General features: G+C 73.7%; 18 protein-coding genes. 14 read left to right on the top strand and 4 right to left on the bottom strand.

Going from position 1 to position 18544, the window contains the following annotated elements:
* Window positions 1-84 precede the first annotated feature (84 nt).
* A complete protein-coding gene (locus ABT127_RS11890) occupies window positions 85-1623 on the top strand; it encodes an alpha/beta fold hydrolase (RefSeq protein WP_351447497.1) in 1539 nt (512 codons plus the stop codon).
* Between the two features lie 9 nt (window positions 1624-1632).
* Complete coding sequence (locus ABT127_RS11885) at window positions 1633-2283, top strand: DUF6226 family protein (RefSeq protein WP_351447494.1); 651 nt, start codon at window positions 1633-1635, stop codon at window positions 2281-2283.
* A gap of 6 nt (window positions 2284-2289) precedes the next feature.
* On the opposite strand, the gene ABT127_RS11880 is transcribed toward ABT127_RS11885, so the two are convergent.
* Together ABT127_RS11880 and ABT127_RS11875 are read right to left on the bottom strand one after the other, a co-directional pair.
* Entirely contained in the window at window positions 2290-2637 is a 348-nt protein-coding gene (locus tag ABT127_RS11880) for an STAS domain-containing protein (RefSeq protein ID WP_351447491.1), read from the bottom strand.
* Window positions 2638-2826: 189 nt separating this feature from the next.
* Window positions 2827-3519 carry a DUF899 domain-containing protein gene (locus ABT127_RS11875; protein ID WP_351447488.1) on the bottom strand — a complete coding sequence of 231 codons (693 nt, stop codon included), beginning with the start codon at window positions 3517-3519 and terminating at the stop codon, window positions 2827-2829.
* A 179-nt stretch (window positions 3520-3698) separates the two neighbouring features.
* Here ABT127_RS11875 and ABT127_RS11870 point away from each other — a divergent pair, with 179 nt between their 5' ends.
* The 6 genes from ABT127_RS11870 (at window position 3699) to ABT127_RS11845 (ending at window position 10820) form a co-directional block, all read left to right on the top strand.
* Complete coding sequence (locus tag ABT127_RS11870; RefSeq protein ID WP_351447486.1) at window positions 3699-5852, top strand: alpha-galactosidase; 2154 nt, start codon at window positions 3699-3701, stop codon at window positions 5850-5852.
* A 102-nt stretch (window positions 5853-5954) separates the two neighbouring features.
* Window positions 5955-6707, top strand: coding sequence for a DUF3152 domain-containing protein (locus ABT127_RS11865; RefSeq protein WP_351447483.1), 753 nt, complete (start codon window positions 5955-5957; stop codon window positions 6705-6707).
* A gap of 108 nt (window positions 6708-6815) precedes the next feature.
* Window positions 6816-7367 (top strand): SigE family RNA polymerase sigma factor, encoded by a 552-nt coding sequence (locus tag ABT127_RS11860; protein WP_351447481.1) that lies wholly within the window; start codon window positions 6816-6818, stop codon window positions 7365-7367.
* Complete coding sequence (locus tag ABT127_RS11855; RefSeq protein ID WP_351447478.1) at window positions 7364-8707, top strand: outer membrane protein assembly factor BamB family protein; 1344 nt, start codon at window positions 7364-7366, stop codon at window positions 8705-8707. Before ABT127_RS11860 ends, ABT127_RS11855 begins: the two co-directional genes overlap by 4 nt.
* A gap of 188 nt (window positions 8708-8895) precedes the next feature.
* Window positions 8896-9690: a sugar phosphate isomerase/epimerase family protein gene (locus ABT127_RS11850; RefSeq protein WP_351447475.1), complete on the top strand. Its 795-nt coding sequence runs from the start codon at window positions 8896-8898 to the stop codon at window positions 9688-9690.
* On the top strand, window positions 9690-10820 hold the full coding sequence (locus ABT127_RS11845) for a Gfo/Idh/MocA family protein (protein WP_351447472.1): 1131 nt from the start codon (window positions 9690-9692) through the stop codon (window positions 10818-10820). The genes ABT127_RS11850 and ABT127_RS11845 overlap by 1 nt, the downstream gene beginning before the upstream one ends.
* Here ABT127_RS11845 and ABT127_RS11840 read toward each other — a convergent pair.
* Both ABT127_RS11840 and ABT127_RS11835 read right to left on the bottom strand, forming a co-directional pair.
* A complete protein-coding gene (locus tag ABT127_RS11840) occupies window positions 10804-11529 on the bottom strand; it encodes a ThuA domain-containing protein (protein WP_351447469.1) in 726 nt (241 codons plus the stop codon). The genes ABT127_RS11845 and ABT127_RS11840 overlap by 17 nt on opposite strands.
* An 82-nt stretch (window positions 11530-11611) precedes the next feature.
* A complete protein-coding gene (locus ABT127_RS11835) occupies window positions 11612-12163 on the bottom strand; it encodes a TetR/AcrR family transcriptional regulator (protein ID WP_351447466.1) in 552 nt (183 codons plus the stop codon).
* A gap of 113 nt (window positions 12164-12276) precedes the next feature.
* Between ABT127_RS11835 and ABT127_RS11830 the strand changes: the two genes are divergently transcribed.
* From ABT127_RS11830 to ABT127_RS11805, 6 genes are all read left to right on the top strand, one after another.
* Window positions 12277-13326, top strand: a complete 1050-nt coding sequence (locus ABT127_RS11830; RefSeq protein ID WP_351447463.1) for an aldo/keto reductase — start codon at window positions 12277-12279, stop codon at window positions 13324-13326.
* 22 nt (window positions 13327-13348) lie between these two features.
* A complete protein-coding gene (locus ABT127_RS11825) occupies window positions 13349-13720 on the top strand; it encodes a VOC family protein (protein ID WP_351447461.1) in 372 nt (123 codons plus the stop codon).
* Between the two features lie 234 nt (window positions 13721-13954).
* Complete coding sequence (locus ABT127_RS11820; protein ID WP_351447459.1) at window positions 13955-15454, top strand: FUSC family protein; 1500 nt, start codon at window positions 13955-13957, stop codon at window positions 15452-15454.
* A 255-nt stretch (window positions 15455-15709) separates the two neighbouring features.
* On the top strand, window positions 15710-16819 hold the full coding sequence (locus ABT127_RS11815) for a nitric oxide synthase oxygenase (RefSeq protein ID WP_351448212.1): 1110 nt from the start codon (window positions 15710-15712) through the stop codon (window positions 16817-16819).
* A 56-nt stretch (window positions 16820-16875) separates the two neighbouring features.
* Window positions 16876-17913 (top strand): lactonase family protein, encoded by a 1038-nt coding sequence (locus ABT127_RS11810; RefSeq protein ID WP_351447457.1) that lies wholly within the window; start codon window positions 16876-16878, stop codon window positions 17911-17913.
* 49 nt (window positions 17914-17962) lie between these two features.
* Window positions 17963-18511, top strand: coding sequence for a GNAT family N-acetyltransferase (locus tag ABT127_RS11805; RefSeq protein ID WP_351447455.1), 549 nt, complete (start codon window positions 17963-17965; stop codon window positions 18509-18511).
* Window positions 18512-18544: the final 33 nt, after the last annotated feature.

The following is an 18544-nucleotide window of genomic DNA, read 5'->3' as shown; positions in this document are numbered from 1 at the left end:
TCTGGGGGAGTTCCTAACGTACCCGCGAACGCGGCCCGGCGACGGACCGGGCCGCGAGGACGACGGGTCCGAGGAGCGTGCGGAATGACGGAATTCGTGCTGGTGCCAGGGCTGTTCACCGGACCGCACGTGTGGCGGGAGACGGCTGCCCGACTGGAGAGCGAGGGCGCGCGGGCACACCTCGTGGACCTGCCGGGACGGCGGTCCGAGAACGGAGCGGGCGCAGACGTGGCGGCGGACGTCGCCCTGGTCGTCGAGACCATCGACGCGATCGACGCGGCGGCCGACGGGCGCGACCTCCCGGAGATCGTGCTCGTCGGCCACGACTACGGCGTCCATCCCGCGGTCGGGGCCGCGGACCGGCGGCCGGGACGCGTCGCCAGGATCGTCCACGTGGACACGGCCCCGGTGAGCGACGGCGTACCGGCGCTGGCCACCGTGCCCGACCAGGAACTGCGCGAGCGGCTGGCCGCAGCCGGGGACACCGGCGGGGAGCTCGCCCCGCCCGCGCGGGACGCGTGGCCGCGCTGGGGGAGCACCGCGGGCCTGTCCGGGGCGGCCCTCGACCGGCTCACCGACCTCGCCGTGCCGCAGCCCCTCGGCACCTTGCTGCGGCCACTGCGGCTGACCGGCGCGGAACTGCCGCCGACCACCGGCGTGCTGTGCGCGGAGAGCGGCGCGACCCTCGCCACCGTCCGCATGCTGCTGAGCTTCGGCGACCCCATGATGAAGGCGCTGGCCCGGCCCGGGATCACCTTCTTCGAACTGCCCACCGGACACTGGCCGATGCTGTCCTGCCCCGACCGGCTCGCCGAGGTGCTGCTCGCCGCGGCGGCCGGGGACGGGGAGAGCCTCCTCGACGATGCCGACGGCGCCGACGCGCGTACGGCGACGGCGGGCTACCTCAGGCCCTTCCTCCTCGACGTCACGGAACGGCCCCGCGAGCGACGCGGCACCATCGACCTCTACGTCCCCGAAGGCGCCGTGGAGGCGCCGCGGCCCGCGATCGTGTTCGTGCACGGCGGGCCGGTGCCCGAGGGCGCGGAGCCGACGCCGCGCGACTGGCCGACCCTGATCGGATACGCCCGGTACGCCGCCGACCGGGGAGTGGTCGGCGTGACGCTCGACCACCGGCTGCACGCGGTGACCGCCTACCCGGCCGCCGCGGCGGACCTGGAGGCCGCGGTGGCCCGGGTGCGGGCCGATCCCCGGGTGGACGCGGACCGGATCGCCCTGTGGTTCCTCTCCGGCAGCGGCCCGCTGACCGCGCCGTGGCTCAGCGCGCGACCGCCGTGGCTGCGCTGCCTGGCCGCCAACTACCCGATCATGGCGCCGTTGCCCAACTGGGGAGTGAACGACGCCCGGTTCAGGCCCGCCGAGGTGGTGGCGCGGGGCGGCACACCGCCGTTCGTCCTGGTCAGGGTGGGCCAGGAGACGTCCGCGATCGCCGCGACCGTCGCCGGGTTCCTCGCGGCGGCCGAGGCGGGCGGCGCACCGGTCGAGGTCGTCGACGTACCCGCCGCACCGCACGCCTTCGAGGGGCTCGACCACACCGACAGCGCCCGGGACGCGGTGCGCGAGGCGATGGGGCGCGTCCTGGGGCACCTCACCGTCCCGCAATAGAGTGCGGGCATGGATCCACAGGAGCTCCGCGCGGCCGTCGACGAGGCGTTCGCCGATACCGGCGCCGACACCCCCGCCTGGGCGGACCCGCACCCCGACCGGGCCCCGCTCGACGAGGAGTACTCGCGCTGTCTCGATCCCGGCAAGTACCGCATTCTCGCCGCCCGCGCCGAGGCCTGGACCCGGGTGCTGTGCGGGACGGGCCTCGCGACGGCGGAGCCGGCCGGTGACCCGGCGGGCCTGTGGCGGCGCACCCCGGACGCGCCGTTGAGCGACCCTGTCCTGCTGCGGCCGGTCCGGGCGGACGCCGTCCCCCTGGTCTTCGGCTTCGGGGCCGTCGACGACGTGCCGCGCACCGTGGTCGTGGTCGGGGCGGGCGAACCCGCCGTGCCGGTGGAGCAGGTGCCGGACTGCGGCTGCGACGCGTGCGACGACGGCTCGGAAGGCATCCTCGAACTTCTGGACGACGCGGTCGTCGCCGTGGTCACCGGCACCTTCACCCACATCGACGCCGGGCCGGGGCAGGCGATCGTCGACACCGGGGAGAGTCTGTCGGCGAGCAACTGGCCCTCGTCCGCCGCATCGCCCGAGGAGGCCCTGGTCGCGGCCCGGCAGGGGCGCTCGCCCCATCGGGTGGTGATGGGACCGGCGTGGGACTGAAGGCGCTCAGGGGACGTCCGGGTCCTCGGAGAAACCGTCCCCGGCCAGCAGGAGGGCGGCCGTCCCGGTGAGCCGCAGGACGCGCAGCACCGGCCGCGTGACGGACACGATCCGCAGACTGCCACCGGCGCGCGCGGCGTGCCGGTGGTTGCGGACGAGGAGGTTCACCCCGGTCGAATCGGTGAACGGCACCTCGGCCAGATCCAGTTCGCAGCAGCGCGCGTGGAACGGCGTCAGTGCCCGGTCGAGCCGGGGACCGGTGCGCAGGTCGAGTTCGCCGCGGACCCGGAACAGAACCGTGTCGCCCGTGTCGACGACATCGATGACGAGCGACGGCGGAGTGGTCGCGTTCACTTCGGCGCCCCCTGGTGTCCGTGGGAGCAGTGAGGGAACTGCCCCCGGCATGTTCTTCCCGGCACATCCCATAGAAGCACCGGCGGGCCCCCCGCCGCCCCGCGGGGGACAGTTCGAGCCCGTGACACACCAACGAACCGTACGGACGATCGGTCACGCCGATGCTGTTCGAATCCGGAACCCGCCAGGTCAGTCCTGGGCGCCGTACGCCTCCGCGATCTCCTGCGGGCCGGCCCAGCGGCTGTACGTCGGCCCCTGGGGCCATCCTTCGGGGGAGTCCTGCCAGACCTCCTGACGCCCGTACGGCAGGACGTCCACCAGGGGGAACAGATGGCTGAGCTGCTCGGTGCCGCGGCCGTCCGTGTGCCAGGTCCGGTACACCGTGTCGCCGTCGCGCAGGAACACGTTCACCCCGAAGCCGCCGTTCGGCGGGGCGCCCACGTCGGTGCCGAAGGAGCTGTTCGCCGTGGAGTACCAGTCCATCCTGTTCCCGACCTTGCGCCGGTAGGCGAGTGCCTCGTCGATCGGGCCCTGCGTCACGATCACGAAGCGGGCGTCGAACTTCTCCAGCCCGAGGAGCCGGGTGAACTGCGAGGTGAACCCGGTGCAGCCGCCGCACTGCCACTCGGCGCCCTCGTGCCACATGTGGCTGTACACGATGAGCTGCGGATGCTCCCCGAAGATCTCGGCGAGCCGCACCGGACCGTCCGCGCCCTCCAGGACGTACTCCGGCATCTCGACCATCGGCAGCCGGCGGCGCTGCGCGGCGATCGCGTCGAGCTCACGGGTGGCCGCCTTCTCCCGCACCCGCAGCGCCGCCAGCTCCTTCTGCCAGGTGGCGGCGTCGACGACGGGCGGCAGGGCGTGCTCGGTGCTGGACATGGTGCCTCCTGGCGCTCACGGAACTGTCTGGGAGTAAGGACTCCAGGACATCCCGGAACTCATCGGCGCGCCCGTCGGCACCGGCCACCTGCCGCGACGAGATCGTGGCCGAGAGTGTCGGAGCGAAACTCAAGCAGCCCCTGCCGTACGAATTCGCCCCTACCCCCCGGGAGTTCACCGTGTCCGAGCCGGTCCAGCTGCGCGCCGCAGGCGTCGGTCTCGTCCTCGCCACGCCTCAGGGCGCTCCGGACGCCCTGCCGTCGGTCGTCCACTGGGGCGCCGACCTGGGCGCCCTCGACGCGGCCGCCCTCACCCGCCTGTGCCGGGCGGTCGAACCGGCCCCGGTGCCCAACGACGTCGACCAGGTCGTCGCACCGTCCCTCGCGCGCGAGCACGCCGCCGGCTGGCACGGCCGGCCCGGACTGACCGGGCACCGCGACGGCACCGCCTGGTCGCCCTGGTTCCGGCGCACGGGACTCGACGTCGACGACCGAGGGGCCCCGGGCCGGGGCGGCCGGGCCGTGGCCACCGGCGAGGACCCCGAGGCCGGTCTCGTCCTGCGGCTCGAACTGGAGCTGACCGAGGAGGGGTTGCTGCGCCAGCGCGCCGAACTCACCTCCACCGCGTCCGACGGCCACTTCGTGCTCGACGCGCTCACCCCCACCGTGCCCCTGCCGCCCGTCGCGACCGAGCTGTTCGACCTGGCCGGACGCTGGGGACGCGAGCGGGCCCCGCAACGCCTGCCGTTCACCGTCGGCGCGCACAGCAGGGAGAACCGCCGGGGCCGCACCGGCCCGGACGCCCCGCTGATCCTGGCCGCGGGCACCCCCGGCTTCGGCTTCCGGCACGGCGAGGTGTGGGCGCTGCACGTCGCCTGGAGCGGCAACCACCGCACGTACGCCGAACGCCTCTCCACCGGCGCCGCCGTGCTCGGCGGCGGCGAGCTGCTGCTGCCCGGCGAGGTGCGGCTCGCACCCGGCGAGAGCTACACCACGCCCTGGGTGTACGCGGCGTACGGCGCCGACGGCCTCGACGCCGTCGCCGCCCGCTTCCACACCCACCTGCGTGCCCGGCGGCCCGAACTGCCGCCCCGGCCGGTCGTGCTGAACACCTGGGAGGCCGTCTACTTCGACCAGGACCTGGACCGCCTCACCGCACTCGCCCGGGCCGGAGCCGAGGCGGGCGTCGAGCGGTTCGTCCTGGACGACGGCTGGTTCCGGCACCGCAGGAACGACCGCGCCGGCCTCGGCGACTGGTACGTCGACGAAGACGTCTGGCCCGAGGGGCTCGGACCACTGATCTCCACCGTCCACGCACTTGGCATGGAGTTCGGCCTGTGGGTGGAGCCGGAGATGGTCAACCCGGACTCCGACCTGGCCCGCGCGCACCCCGACTGGCTGCTCGCCGCCGGCGGCCGGCAGCCCCTCCCGGCACGCCACCAGCAGGTCCTCGACCTCGCGGTCCCCGGCGCGTACACGTACCTCCTCGACCGCCTCGACGCGCTCCTCACCGAGTACGACATCGCGTACCTCAAGTGGGACCACAACCGCGACCTCCTCGACGCCGGGCACGGGCCGCACGGCACCCCCTCGGTCCACGCGCAGACCCGTACCGTCTACCGCCTCCTCGACGCGCTCCGCGCCCGTCACCCCCGGGTCGAGATCGAGTCCTGCTCGTCCGGCGGCCTCCGCGTCGACCTCGGCATCCTCGAACGCACGGACCGCGTGTGGGCCAGTGACTGCATCGACCCCCTGGAACGGCAGCAGATCCAGCGCTGGACGGCCCAGTTGGTGCCGCCGGAACTCGTCGGTGCCCACGTGGGCGCGCCCCGCTCGCACACCACGGGCCGCACGCACGACCTCTCCTTCCGGGCCGGAACCGCCCTGTTCGGCTCCTTCGGCATCGAATGGGACCTCACCACCGCCACCCCCGACGAGCGCCTGGAACTCGCCCGCTGGGTCGCGCTGTACAAGGAACTGCGGCCGCTGCTGCACGGCGGCACCACCGTCCGCGCCGACGCCCACGACCCCGCGCTCGCCGTCCACGGAATCGTCGCCCCCGACCGGCGCGACGCCCTGTTCGCCCTCGTGCAGCTGGACGCGCCGCTGACCTCCGTGCCGGGCACGGTCCGGCTGCCCGGCCTCGCCGACGACCTGACGTACCGGGTGAGCGTGCAGCCGCCCGGCGACACCCCCGCCCTGCGCCAGGGGCAGCCGACCCCGTGGACCACCGGACCGCTCGTCCTCGGCGGGGCCGCCCTGGCCCGGGTGGGCGTGCGCGCCCCCGCCCTCCACCCCGAACAGCTCCTTCTCGTCCGGGCACAGGCCTGCTGATCTGCCTGCATCACGCAACCATCCGCCCTCCCGGCGCGTCCCTCAGTCACGGCGAACTGGTCTAAACCATGGGGGGTCCGGACGGTGCGAGGGCACGGGGCCGTGTCGACGCGGTGGATACGAAGACGGGCGGCGTCGCTGAGCGTGCTGCTCGGGGTGGTGGTGGCGCTGTCCGTCGGTGGTACCGCCGGCTACACGTACTGGCGGCACAGTGAGGCCCGTACCGCCGCCCGCTGCGCCGCCGCGGGCCGCGAGGCGGTGCGGGCGGCGGGCCCGTCCGGCGCGGTCCCGACGGCCGGTCCCGGCACCTTCGGCACGGCGCACTCCGACGGCCCGCCGGTGGGGACCGGGACCCGGCTGCGGCGCTATCAGGTACAGGTCGAGGACGGTTCCGGCATCGCGGCCGACGCGGCCGCACGGGAGATCTCCGGCGTCCTGGGCGACCGCCGGGGCTGGGGGAGCGACGGCATCGACGCGTTCCAGCTGGTGAGCAAAGGTCCGAGGGACTTCGTCATAAAGATCGCGACACCGCGGACCGTCGACTGCCTCTGCGGTTCGGCGGGCCTGTACACGCACGGCGAAGTCAACTGCAGCGTAGGGCGGACCGTCGTCGTCAACCTGCGCCGCTGGCTGCTCGGTTCCCCCGAGTTCGACGGCCCCATCGAGCAGTACCGGGCGCTCATCGTCAATCACGAGGTCGGCCACCGCATCGGCCACGGCCACGAGACCTGCCCCGGGCCCGGCAGCCCCGCGCCCGTGATGATGCAGCAGATCAAGGGCCTGAAGGGGTGCGTCGCGAACGCCTGGCCCTACGACACCCACGGCCGGTACCTGGGCGGACCGCCCGTGCCGTAGCGGGACAGCGGAAGGCTCTCACCTCCGACATCAAACTTCCGGCACCCGGCAGGCATAGATCGCCGCAGGTGCGCGCGTCCCTAGGGGAGTCAAGAAACGGGAGGGCTCATGGACCCGCAAGACCACGAGAGATTCCGGGAGTTCGTCGACTCCCGCTGGGGCGCACTGCTCCGGGTGGCGAACCTGCTCACCGGCGGCGACCGGCACGAGGCCGAAGACCTCGTGCAGACGGCGCTGATGAAGGCACTCGACCGCTGGCGGCAGATCGAGGATCCCGAGCGTTATGTGCGCAAGGTGATGTACCGCCACCAGGTCAGCCGATGGCGGCTGCGCCGGCCGCACCGCGAGCCGACGTTCGCCGCCCCGCCGGAGAGCCGCGGGACCGCGGACGGCACCTCCGCGGCCGATCTGCGGATCGCCGTGGGCCAGGCCCTCGCCCGGCTCACCCCGCGCCAGCGCACCGTCCTCGTCCTGCGCTACTTCGAGGACCTGTCCGAGACCGAGGTCGCGAGCACCCTGGGCTGTTCGGTCGGCACCGTGCGCAGCACCACCCACCGGTCCCTGGCCCGACTGCGCGGCCTCGCGCCGGAGTTGGCCACCCCCGCACGAGAGACGAGCGCCGCGATGAGCGGCGGCACCCCCGAGGGAGCCCACACATGAGCGCCGACCAGCTGGACCACGCGATCCGGGACGTCCTGCACGGCTGGACCCCCGACAACCCGGCCGCTCCCGCGGGCATCGCCGACCGCATCCTGCGCCGCCGGCGGCGCAGGAACGTCACGCGAGCGGCAGGCGCCGCGCTCGCCATCGCGGGCGTCACGGTCTCGGCCGTGCTCGTCACCGGGGGCGACACCCACCGCGGGACGCAGCCGCCCGCCTCCGGCACGAGCACCACCAGCAAGCTGCTGTGGCGGACCACGCTCCCCGGCGGCACCGACTGGCGGGCCTGCACCACCGCTCCGGGCACCGTCTACTGCCAGGGCGCCCGGTACGACGCCCTCGCCGTGAACGCCCGTACCGGAAAGGTCACATGGAAGGCGCGCGCGGGATCGAACGACGGGTCCTCGGCGGCGGCCCTGCCCGGCGTGCGCGACGGCATCCTCTTCGGCTACGCCGATCATGCCCCCGGCGCACCCGGACCGGGGACCGATGTCGTCGCCCGTGACGTCACGAGCCATCAGGTGCTCTGGCGGCACAAGGTGGCCGACGACAGCCGCGACCGGTTCTCCGCCGTGCTGTTCGACGGCGGGGTCCTCGCCAACACCCCCACCTTCAAGAAGGCCGCCGCCCTGGACGACAGGACGGGCCGCACGCTGTGGACGTACGCGTGGAAGAAGGCCGACTGCGACCAGATCGCGGTCGACGGGGTCCCCTACCTGACGTGCACACCGGACAGCAGGAAGGCGCCGCAGGTCAGCACCGTGGTCCGGCTCGACCCGGCGACGGGCGAGGCGCGGACGGTCGCGACCGTCGAGGGGGCGGCCGTGTACGCCGGTACGGACGGGCGGACCGTCCTGCTGGCCGAGATGTCCGAGGGCGGCGGCTCCGGGCCTCTCACCCTGACCCGGGTCGACACGCGGTCGGGAGCGGTCACCCGGCACCGGACCGACGACTACCCCGGGAACGTGGTCGCCGACGGCATCGCCCTGGGCAGCAGGCACGGCGAAGGCGTCGCGAGCACGGCCGCCGACGGCCGTCGCCTGTGGTCGCACGACCTCGGACTGACCCTGCGCGAGGACCCGCGCATGCCCGAGATGCGGGAGCTGCCCTCCGAGCCCGCGATCGACCTCAAGGCCAGGGTGGCGTACTACCTCGATCCGTCCGGGAACCTCGTGGGCCTCGACCTGGACAGCGGGGCGGTCCGCTGGCGCGGGCGCGTGCAGCTGCCCGAGGCGGAGGTCAGGGGCGGGATCCTGCCCCAGCTGATCATGTACGGAGACAGCCTCGTGGGGCAGACCGGCGGCCGGCTGTTCCGGATCGAACCCCGGCCGGCCTCCTGATCGACCAGGGGCGGGGAATGGGGGAGTGGCCTTGGCACCGGACAGGCTTTAGCTTAATCTGAACGAAAGTCCTTGCCGCAAAAGGGGCCTTGGCGCCGTAATTTCGAACAAGATGAGCGTTTGCCCGCCGCTGAGGCCCTGAGCGCCCGGTCACCTCCCACCCTGACTCACGATCGGAAAGACCAGTCATGTCCACACCCCAGTTGTCGCTCCAGCTGTACTCGGTGCGCGACGCCCTCAAGGCAGACGAGGACGGCACGCTCGCCCGTCTCGCGGCGACCGGTCTGCGCAACGTCGAGGTGTTCGACTTCGTGACCCGGCCCGGGGAGCTCGCCGACGCGCTCGGCAGGCACGGCCTGACCGCCCGCACCGGGCACGCCGCCCTCGCCGCTCCCGGCCAGGGACGGGACGCACTGGAGCGGACCTTCGCCGCGGCCCGGACCCTCGGCCTGGAGACCGTCTACGAGCCGATGGTGCACGCCGACCGGTGGGCGGACGCCGAGGCGATCGAGCAGACCGCGAAGCAGCTCAACGACGCCGCGGCGATCGCCGCCGACCACGGGCTGCGCGTCGGGTACCACAACCACTCGCAGGAGTTCACCCCCGCCGTCGAGGGGCGCACCGCCTACGAGTGGTTCGTGTCCCGCCTCGACGACACGGTGGAGCTGGAACTGGACGTGTACTGGGCCTCCGCCGGCGGACACGACGCGGTCGCGCTCCTCGGCAGGCTCGGCGACCGGGTCACGGCGCTGCACATCAAGGACGGCGCCGTCATCGACGACCCGTTCACCTCGGGCGACCCCTTCGACATCGCGCTGACCCGGCAGGTGCCGGCCGGGCAGGGCGAGATTCCGCTCGACGCCGCCCTGGCCACCGCCCCCAACGCGGCCTACGCGATCGTGGAGTTCGACACCTACGCCGGTGACATCTTCGAGGGCATCGCCGGATCCGTCGCCCACCTCCGCGAGAAGGGGATCGTCTGATGACGCCGTCCACGCCCCGCTCGGGCCCGGTCGGCGTCGGCATCATCGGCGCGGGCAACATCAGCGAGCAGTACCTCGCCACGCTCACCCGGATCCCCGACGTCGACGTGGTCGTCATCGGCGACCTGATGGCCGACCGCGCCGGGGAACAGGCCCGCAAGCACGGCGTCCCGGCCTGGGGCACGACGGACGACGTCCTCGCCCACGACGGCGTCGAGATCGTCGTCAACCTCACCATCCCCGCCGTGCACGCCGAGGTCAGCTCCGCGGCCTTCGCCGCGGGCAAGCACGTGTGGTCGGAGAAACCGATCGCCGTCGACCTGGCGTCCGCCCGCGCCCTGCTCGACCAGGCCGCCGCGGCCGGTCTGCGGGTCGGCGTCGCCCCGGACACCGCGCTCGGCCCGGGCGTCCAGACGGCGCGACGCGCCATCGAGCGCGGCGACATCGGCTCCGCCCTCTCGGCGTACACGATGTTCCAGACCCCGGGCCCCGACGCCTGGCACCCGAACCCGGAGTTCCTCTACTCCGCCGGAGCCGGGCCGCTGTTCGACATGGGCCCCTACTACTTCACGACCCTGATCACGCTGTTCGGGTCCGTGACGCGGGTCTCCGCCGTCGCCTCGACCGGCCGCAAGGTCCGCACGATCCGCACCGGACCCCGCGCCGGCACCGAGTTCCCCGTCGAGGTCCCGACCCATGTCGCCGCCCTCGCCGTCTTCGAGGGCGGAGCGGTCGCCCAGAGCGTCTTCAGCTTCGACTCGGCCCTCGTCCGCGCTGGAGTCGTGGAGATCAACGGCACCGAGGGCGCCCTCGTCGTGCCCGACCCCAACCGGTTCACCGGTGACGTGCGGATCACCCGCGGCACCGGCGACGACGGTGCGCCGCAGTGGGAGCCGGTCGAGCCCGTCGGTCTCGGCGAGGGCCGCGGCCTCGGCGTGCTGGACATGGCCCGGTCCATCCGGTCCGGTACGCCGCACATCGCGACCGGCGACCTCGGCTACCACGTCCTGGAGGTGCTCGTCGCCATCGACCGGGCCGCCGCCACCGGCGAGACCCAGCTCATCGAGAGCCGGGCCGGTGAGGTCGCGGCGGTGCCGCTGGACCGGGACCCGTTCACCGCCACGCTCTGACCCGTCGCCCGCCCGGTCGGTCGAGCAGTGTGCCGAGGGCCCGCCGGAGCACGGTGCGGTGCGCCTCGGACGCGTACGAACGGCCGTCGTGGCCGAGCGCGTCGTACACGGTGGTCCCACCACCGGGGCGGGTGTGCACCCACAGCAACGGGTGCCGCCCGCCCTCGTGTTCGTGCGCGAGCAGCACCCGGACGCGCGGGTCGTGGCGCAGGTGGGTGTAGCGCTCGTCGTCCAGTTCGAAGGAGTCGAGGCCCGCGGTGACCGGGTGCCCGGCGTCGGTGACCAGGACGCGTGCCCGGCCGTACGGCGGGTGCATCGACGTGCCGTGCACCCAGATGCCGCCCAGGAGTGACTCCCAGACCTCGTCGTCCGGGAAGCAGGTCGCCGAGGAGTGCACGGCGAGGACGGGCACGTCGCTCTTGACCAGCCGCGCGAGTCCGGCCGCGCCCCGGGCGTCGGCGGGGACGGGCGCGCCGTCCCCGGGCAGGCCGATGTTGACGACGACGAGGTCCGGCAGCGCTCCGGCGGCGAGGGAGGCCAGCGCGGCGTCGATGTCCGTGGCCGGCTCCAGGACGACGCCCGCTTCCCCGGCCGCGTCCGTCAAGGCCGCATTGGTGTCCGCGAAGGGATGCCACGGGTCCGTGTAGCGGCCGACACCACCGAGGAGCAGCCCGTGGCGCGGTGCGGCGGGGGCGGGGGATGTGGTCATGCGGTGACTTCCGTTCCTCCGGTGCCGGGCCACGGGGCCCTGACACGGTAGCGGCGCCCGGCCACCGCGCTGCGGCAGCTGCTCAGGGGCGGAACCCGTCGATGGCGAGGTCCAGCAGACGCTGAGCCTGCGCGGTGCCCTCGGGAGTGTCGGGAGTGCGCCACAGGCAGCTCAACAGCATGATCACGTCGACCGGGTCGAGCCCGGGGCGCACCTCACCGGCCTCCGCGCACGCGTCGAGCAGCCGCCCGACGGCCGCGCTGACCGGGGGCCAGGAGGCGCTGATGACCTCCTGGGCCGCCGCCGAGTGCAGCGCCTCCCCGAGGCCGTGCTTGATCCGCACGTAGCCCGTGAGCGCGGTGAACCAGCTGCGCAGCGCCTCCAGCGGCGGCTGTGCGGCGAGCGTCTCGTCCACCGCGGCCACGAGGCGCTCGATGCCCTGCCAGTGGACCTCCAGGATGAGCGCCTCACGCGTGGGGAAGTGCCGGTAGAGGGTCCCGGGGCCGACGCCCGCGCGCTTGGCGATCGAGTTCAGCGAGGCGTCCGGCGTCTCGGCGAGCACGTCGTGCGCGACCTGGAGGATCACCTCGCGGTTCTTGAGCGCGTCAGCGCGCCGCCGCGCGGCCTCGGGCATGGGTCCTCCTGGTGGCGCCGGCCCCCGATTGCGAAACGGAGAACTCTCCGTTACGGTCGAAGAGTCAATCGGAGACATCTCCGTTTACTGTTCGTTCCACCCTAGGAGTCCTCGTGCGCTACATCAAGCTGGGCCGGACCGGCCTGGACGTCTCCCCGGTCGCCATCGGTGCCATGACCTACGGGCAGCCCGACCGGGGCCACCCCGTCTGGTCCCTCGACGAGGAGAGCAGCCGCCCCCTCATCAAGCACGCCCTGGAATCGGGCATCAACTTCTTCGACACGGCCAACATGTACTCGTACGGCTCCAGCGAGGAGATCCTGGGCCGTGCCCTGAAGGACTACGCGCACCGCGACGACGTCGTCATCACCACCAAGGTCCGCCACACCATGCGCCCCGGCAGCCCGAACGGCGGCGGGCTCTCCCGCAAGGCGATCATGTCCGAGATCGACGCGAGCCTGCGCCGCCTCGGCACCGACCACGTCGACGTCTACATGATCCACCGCTTCGACGGAGCGACGCCGCTGGAGGAGACCCTGGAGGCCCTGCACGACGTGGTGAAGGCGGGCAAGGCCCGCTACCTCGGCGCCTCCTCCATGCACGCCTGGCAGTTCGCCAAGGCCCTCCACCTCCAGGAGCGGCACGGCTGGGCGCGCTTCGTCACCATGCAGGACCACTACAACCTCCTCGCCCGCGAGGAGGAGCGCGAGATGCTGCCGCTCTGCGCCGACGAAGGCGTCGCCACGATGGTGTGGAGCCCGCTGGCCCGCGGCCGTCTCGCCCGCCCCTTCGACCAGGCCAGGGCGGGGGAGCGCGCCGCCACCGACGGAGCCTTCGCCGACCTGCTCTACCGGGCCACCGCCGACAGCGACCGCCTCATCGTCGACGAGGTCGGTGCCCTCGCCGACGCACACGGCGTGAGCCGCGCCCAGATCGCCCTGGCCTGGCTGCGCCGCAACCCGGTCGTCGCGGCGCCCCTGGTCGGCGCCCGCACGATCCAGCAGATCGACGACGCCGTGGCCTCCCTCGACCTCACCCTCACCGACGACGAGGCCCGCCGCCTGGAGGCCCCGTACACGCCCCGGCACGACTTCCAGGGCGTGTCGGACGAGCGCGAGATGGACCGCATCAAGGCGAGCATCGCGGGCTACGCCAACATCTGACCGCACCACCTGAGGAGTTCTCATGACCGAACCCGTGGGCCGGCTGGGATCCGTGTCCCTGGACTGCGACGACCCGCGCGCGCTCGCCGCCTTCTGGGCGACGATGCTCGGCGGCGAGATCACCGTCGACACCGACGCCTTCTGCGCGGTCGCCCTCGACGGCCTTCTCCTGGTCACCGTCCGCGTCCCCGACCACCGTCCGCCGCAGTGGCCGGACGGGCTGCCGAAACAGTTCCACCTCGATGTGGCCGTCACCGATCTGGACGAGGCGGAGCGGCGCGCGCTCGCCGCCGGGGCGACCAGCGCGGCCGACCAGCCGGGACCCGACCGCTGGCGGGTTCTCCTGGACCCCGCGGGCCACCCGTTCTGCGTGACCACGCTCATTGCGGCCTAGGGCCTGCCGGCAGTGCGGAGTGACGGCCGTGCGGCGCTGGACCGTTGGCCCCGTCGCGGCCGACGCCCCGGCCCTCGTGGTGTGCCATTGGTACAAGGCATTCGTCCTCTGTTGAACCATGAGCCACCGAAATGCTGAGATGTACGCGTCGATGGCGCTGCGGACCTGCGAGAGGTCTCCGCGGCGCCTTTCTCATGTGCGTACGAAACCGGCGACGGAAAAGGGCGGGACAACTTGCTGAAGAGGGCGTTCGTGGCACCGGACCCGGGCCGCATGCGGCTGCGGTTCGCGAGCCGGGCCGTGCTGGGCATCGGGCTCGCGGTGGCGCTGTGCGGGGCGGTCGGACATTCGCTGGCGGCGGCCGTCACCGGTGGGCTCGCCGCGCTGCTCGCCCTGTTCACGGTGACCGACCCGACCGTGCGCGGCCAGGCGGTCACCACGGCGCTGCTGCCCGCCGTCGGACTGCCGGTGCTCGCCCTCGCCGCCCTGCTGCACGACCTGCCCCTCGCCCGCGACCTGGCCTTCCTCGGCGTCGTCGGCGCGGGCGTGTACGCGCGGCGCTGGGGGCCCCGCGGCCACTCCCTGGGCGTGTTCGGCTTCATGACCTTCTTCGCGGCCCAGTTCCTGCACACCGTGCCCGGCCGGCTGCCCGAGCTGTACGCGGCCGTGCTCCTGTCGCTCGGCGCGGCGGCCGTGGTCCGGTTCGGTCTCTGGTGCTACGAGCGACGGCTGCCCGCCCCGGCGGCCGTCGCCGCGCCCACCGGCGGGACCGGCCTGCGGCGGATCACCACCCGGCAGGCGGTCCAGGCGACCGTGGGCGCGGGCTTCGCGCTCGCCGCCGGACAACTGCTGTCTGACCAGCGCTGGTACTGGGCCGTCGGCGCCACCTGGTGGGTGTTCGTCGCCACGACCTCGCGCGGCGAGACGGTGGTGCGCGGCTTCCGCCGGTTCCTCGGGACCGTCCTCGGCATCGTCCTCGGATTCGCCGTCGCCCTGCCGCTGCACCACGAACCGGTCGTCGCGGCCGCCGTGATCGCCGTCAGCGTCTTCGGGATCTTCTACACCGCGCACGTCTCCTACACGTGGATGATGCTCGCCGTGACCGTGATGGCGAGCATGCTCTACGGGCTGCTCGGCGTCCTCGACCCCGCCCTGCTCGCGCTGCGGGTCGGCGAGACGGCGGTCGGCGCCCTGGGCGCCGCCCTGGCCGTCGTGCTGGTGCTGCCCGTGACCACGCACTCCGTCACCGAGGCCTGGGTCGAGCGGGCGCTGCGCTGCGTGCACGCCTGCACCGCCGACGCGGCCGCCCGGCTCGCCGGTCACGACGCCGACCCGGCACCGCGGGTGGCCGAACTGGAGGCCGTCCTCGGCCGCGTCCGCCTGTCCCTCGCCCCCCTCGTCCATCCGCTCAGCCCCCTGCGCCACCGCAAGGGCCGGGCCCGGCAGGTGCTCGCCCTGCTCGACGCGTGCGCCCACGAGGTACGCGGCCTCGCCTCGGTCGCCGCCGACCCGGAGGCCTCGCACGACGCCCGGCTCGCCGCCGCCTGCCGACGCGTGGAGAGCGCGGTCGAGGCGCTCACCGCCCCCGCCCGGCACCCGCACGCCGTGCCGGCCGCGCCGCACACCGCCGATGCCGAGCTGCCCGTCCTCGCCCACCTGCACGCCCTGGAGCGGGCCCTCGTCGACCTCGCGGTACCGCTGCGCGGAGCCGGGCGCGCGACCGTGGGCGCGTAGCTGCGGCCGCGCGCCGTCGCGCAGTTCCGCACGCTCCCCGTACGTGCGTGACCGACCGGCCGCCGGGCCCGCGGTGTGGTTGTCTCGCATCGGCCGAACCTCTGGGGGTGCGCCGTGCCGAGCAATCTGCGCAGGAACGAACCGCCGCAGGACGTGGAGGGCTGGCTCGGTGCGGCCCGCGTCACCCACGACCGGGCGGGGTGCGCCGACCGCCGCGCCCCGCTCACCGACACCGGGCGGGCCGCGGCCGCGTTCATCCGGCAGCACCACGCCGAGGAAGGGCTCGGCGACCCGGCCCGCCGCATCGCCGAGGCCGAGGCGGAACTCGCGGCCACGGGCACGTACACGCACACCCCGCGCGAACTCGAACACGGCGCCCGGCTCGCCTGGCGCAACGCCAACCGCTGCATAGGCCGCCTCTACTGGCGCTCCCTGTCCGTCCGCGACCTGCGCCACGTCGACTCCGCCGAGCAGATCGCCGCGGCCTGCGCCGACCACCTGCGGCAGGCGGCCCCCGGCGGCCGCATCCGCCCCCTCATCACCGTCTTCGCCCCCGATCGGCCCGGCCGTCCCGGCCCGCGCATCTGGAACGACCAACTCGTCCGCTACGCCGGACACGTCCAGCCCGACGGGCGCGTCATCGGCGACCCGCGCGCCGCGGGCCTCACCGCGTACGCCCGACAGCTCGGCTGGCGCGGCGCGGGCACCGCCTTCGACGTGCTGCCCCTCGTCGTCCAGGAGGCCCCGCACCGCAGACCCCGCGCCTTCGCGCTCCCAGCGGACGCGATCCTCGAAGTCCGCCTGGAGCACCCGGACTTTCCCTGGTGGGCCGAGCTCGGCCTGCGCTGGTACGCGGTCCCCGCGCTCGCCGGAATGTGCCTGGAGATCGGCGGCATCTGTTACGGCGCCGCCCCCTTCAACGGCTGGTACATGGGAACGGAGATCGGCGCCCGCAACCTCGCCGACACCGATCGCTACGACCTGCTGCCGCACCTCGCCCACCGGCTCGGCCTCGACACCGCGACCGACCGCTCGCTGTGGAAGGACCGCGCGCTCGTCGAACTCAACCGCTCGGTCCTGCACTCCTTCGACCGCGCGGGCGTCACCATCACCGACCACCACACCGAGTCCGTCCGCTTCCTCACCCACCTCGAACGCGAGGAGTCCCGCGGCCGCACCGTCGGCGCCGACTGGTCGTGGATCGTCCCGCCGCTCTCCGGCTCGGCCACCCCCGTCTTCCACCGGACCTACGACGACGTGCGGCACACGCCGTCGTACGTGCACCATCCCGAGGCCCAGGCACGCGCCCGCGGCGAGGACCCGGTCCCGGCCCAACACCGGCCTCCGCGCCGCGACCTGGTCTAGACCGACTGCTACCGTCGGCCGCACGGGCACCGGGCCCGCGGCCGAAAGGGGAAGCAGTGAGCGGCAGTCAGGCAGCACGGGCGTACATCGGGTCGTTCACGGCGGCCGGCGGCCCCGGCATCGTGACGGCGGAGCTGAACACCAGGGACGGCTCCCTGACCGTCCTGGACGCCACGGACACCCTGCCCGACCCCTCCTACCTCGCCGTCTCCGGCGGGCTCTTGTACGCGGTGAGCGAGACCCGCGAAGGAGCCGTCGCCGCCTTCCGCACGGACGCCACCCCGGTGCAGCTCGCCGCGCCGCCCGTACCGGTGGACGGCGCGGGCCCCACCCACCTCGCCGTTCGCGACGGCCGGGTGCTGACCGCCAACTACAACTCGGGCAGCGTGACCTCGCTCCCGCTGCGCGCCGACGGCGTCCCGGACGCGGCCGGGCGCGACGTGCTGGTCCACACCGGCTCCGGCCCGCACCCGCAGCGCCAGCAGGCCCCGCACGCCCACCAGATCCTGCCCGACCCGAGCGGCCGCTGGGCGGTCAGTGTCGACCTCGGCACGGACTCGGTCCGCGTCTGCGCGCTCGACGACGGCCGGCTCACCCTCCACCACGAGACGGCCCTGCGCCCCGGCTCGGGCCCTCGCCACCTCGCCTTCCACCCCTCCGGCGCACACGTGTACGTGCTCAACGAACTCACCCCCACCCTCACCGTCTGCCGCTGGGACGCGGCCGACGGCTCCCTCAAGCCGCTCGCCGAACTGCCCGTCCTGCCCGGCGACAGCACGAACGGGGACGCCTACCCGTCCGAGGTCGTCGTGGCCCCCGACGGCCGCTTCCTGTGGACGGCGACCCGGGGCGAGGACGTCATCTCGGTCTTCGCCCTGGACGGCACGGGCGGGACCGCCACGCTCCTCACCACGGTTCCCTGTGGCGGCCACTGGCCCCGCGACCTCGCCATCGACCCCTCGGGCCGCTTCCTCTACGCGGCCAACGAACGCTCCGGCGACGTCACGTGGTTCACCGTGGCCCCGGAGACGGGCGTGCCGGTACGGGGCGGCTCGGTGCGGGTGCAGGCGGCGTCGTGCGTGGTGTTCGGCTAGGGCGTCTCTTCGGGATCCGTTCTGGGGTGCGAGCGCTAGGTTCCAGGGCATGACCGAACTCGCCGTCGCCGTCTGGCCGCCCGCCCCGATCAGCACCGCACGTCTCACGCTCCGCGAGTCCGCGAGACGCGACCGCGGTGTGTTCGTCGATCTCTTCGCATCGGCGGAGGTGCGTTCCTACCTGGGCGGGCCACAACCGCGCGACGAGCTCGAACGCGCGATCCCCGACATACCCGGGCATCGACCCGGCGTCTTCGTCGTCGATCTCGACGGAGCGATGATCGGCTCGATCCACTTCGACCGACGCGATGCGGAGCGCCCGGGGCATGTCCGCCCGGGGGCCGGAGAGGTCGAGCTCGGTTACATGTTCCTGCCGACGGCGTGGGGCCACGGTTACGCTTTCGAGGCCTGCCGCGCGGCACTTGTCTGGGTCGCTGACGCGCTTCCCGGTGAACCGGTGGTGCTCTGCACCCAGACCGCCAACAAGAGCTCCCTGCGTCTCGCCGCCGCGCTGGGGTTCACGGAAGTGGAACGGTTCGAGGAGTTCGGCGCCGAACAGTGGTTCGGCGTGACGACCCCGGGAGCAGACGCCGCTTGAAGCCGTGCCGGCAGCCGCGACGACCGAGCCCGC

This window comes from Streptomyces sp. NPDC001904, from assembly GCF_040297005.1.
In the GTDB taxonomy this organism is placed as follows: domain Bacteria; phylum Actinomycetota; class Actinomycetes; order Streptomycetales; family Streptomycetaceae; genus Streptomyces.
This window is presented reverse-complemented; position numbering and strand designations above follow the sequence as displayed.

Bases quoted from the DNA above. Each gene is read 5' to 3' on its own strand.
- ABT127_RS11890 (WP_351447497.1), top strand. From the start codon at position 85: ATGACGGAATTCGTGCTGGTGCCAGGGCTGTTCACCGGACCGCACGTG.
- ABT127_RS11885 (WP_351447494.1), top strand. From the start codon at position 1,633: ATGGATCCACAGGAGCTCCGCGCGGCCGTCGACGAGGCGTTCGCCGAT.
- ABT127_RS11875 (WP_351447488.1), bottom strand. From the start codon at position 3,519: ATGTCCAGCACCGAGCACGCCCTGCCGCCCGTCGTCGACGCCGCCACC.
- ABT127_RS11860 (WP_351447481.1), top strand. From the start codon at position 6,816: ATGGACCCGCAAGACCACGAGAGATTCCGGGAGTTCGTCGACTCCCGC.
- ABT127_RS11855 (WP_351447478.1), top strand. From the start codon at position 7,364: ATGAGCGCCGACCAGCTGGACCACGCGATCCGGGACGTCCTGCACGGC.
- ABT127_RS11850 (WP_351447475.1), top strand. From the start codon at position 8,896: ATGTCCACACCCCAGTTGTCGCTCCAGCTGTACTCGGTGCGCGACGCC.
- ABT127_RS11845 (WP_351447472.1), top strand. From the start codon at position 9,690: ATGACGCCGTCCACGCCCCGCTCGGGCCCGGTCGGCGTCGGCATCATC.
- ABT127_RS11840 (WP_351447469.1), bottom strand. From the start codon at position 11,529: ATGACCACATCCCCCGCCCCCGCCGCACCGCGCCACGGGCTGCTCCTC.
- ABT127_RS11835 (WP_351447466.1), bottom strand. From the start codon at position 12,163: ATGCCCGAGGCCGCGCGGCGGCGCGCTGACGCGCTCAAGAACCGCGAG.
- ABT127_RS11825 (WP_351447461.1), top strand. From the start codon at position 13,349: ATGACCGAACCCGTGGGCCGGCTGGGATCCGTGTCCCTGGACTGCGAC.
- ABT127_RS11805 (WP_351447455.1), top strand. From the start codon at position 17,963: ATGACCGAACTCGCCGTCGCCGTCTGGCCGCCCGCCCCGATCAGCACC.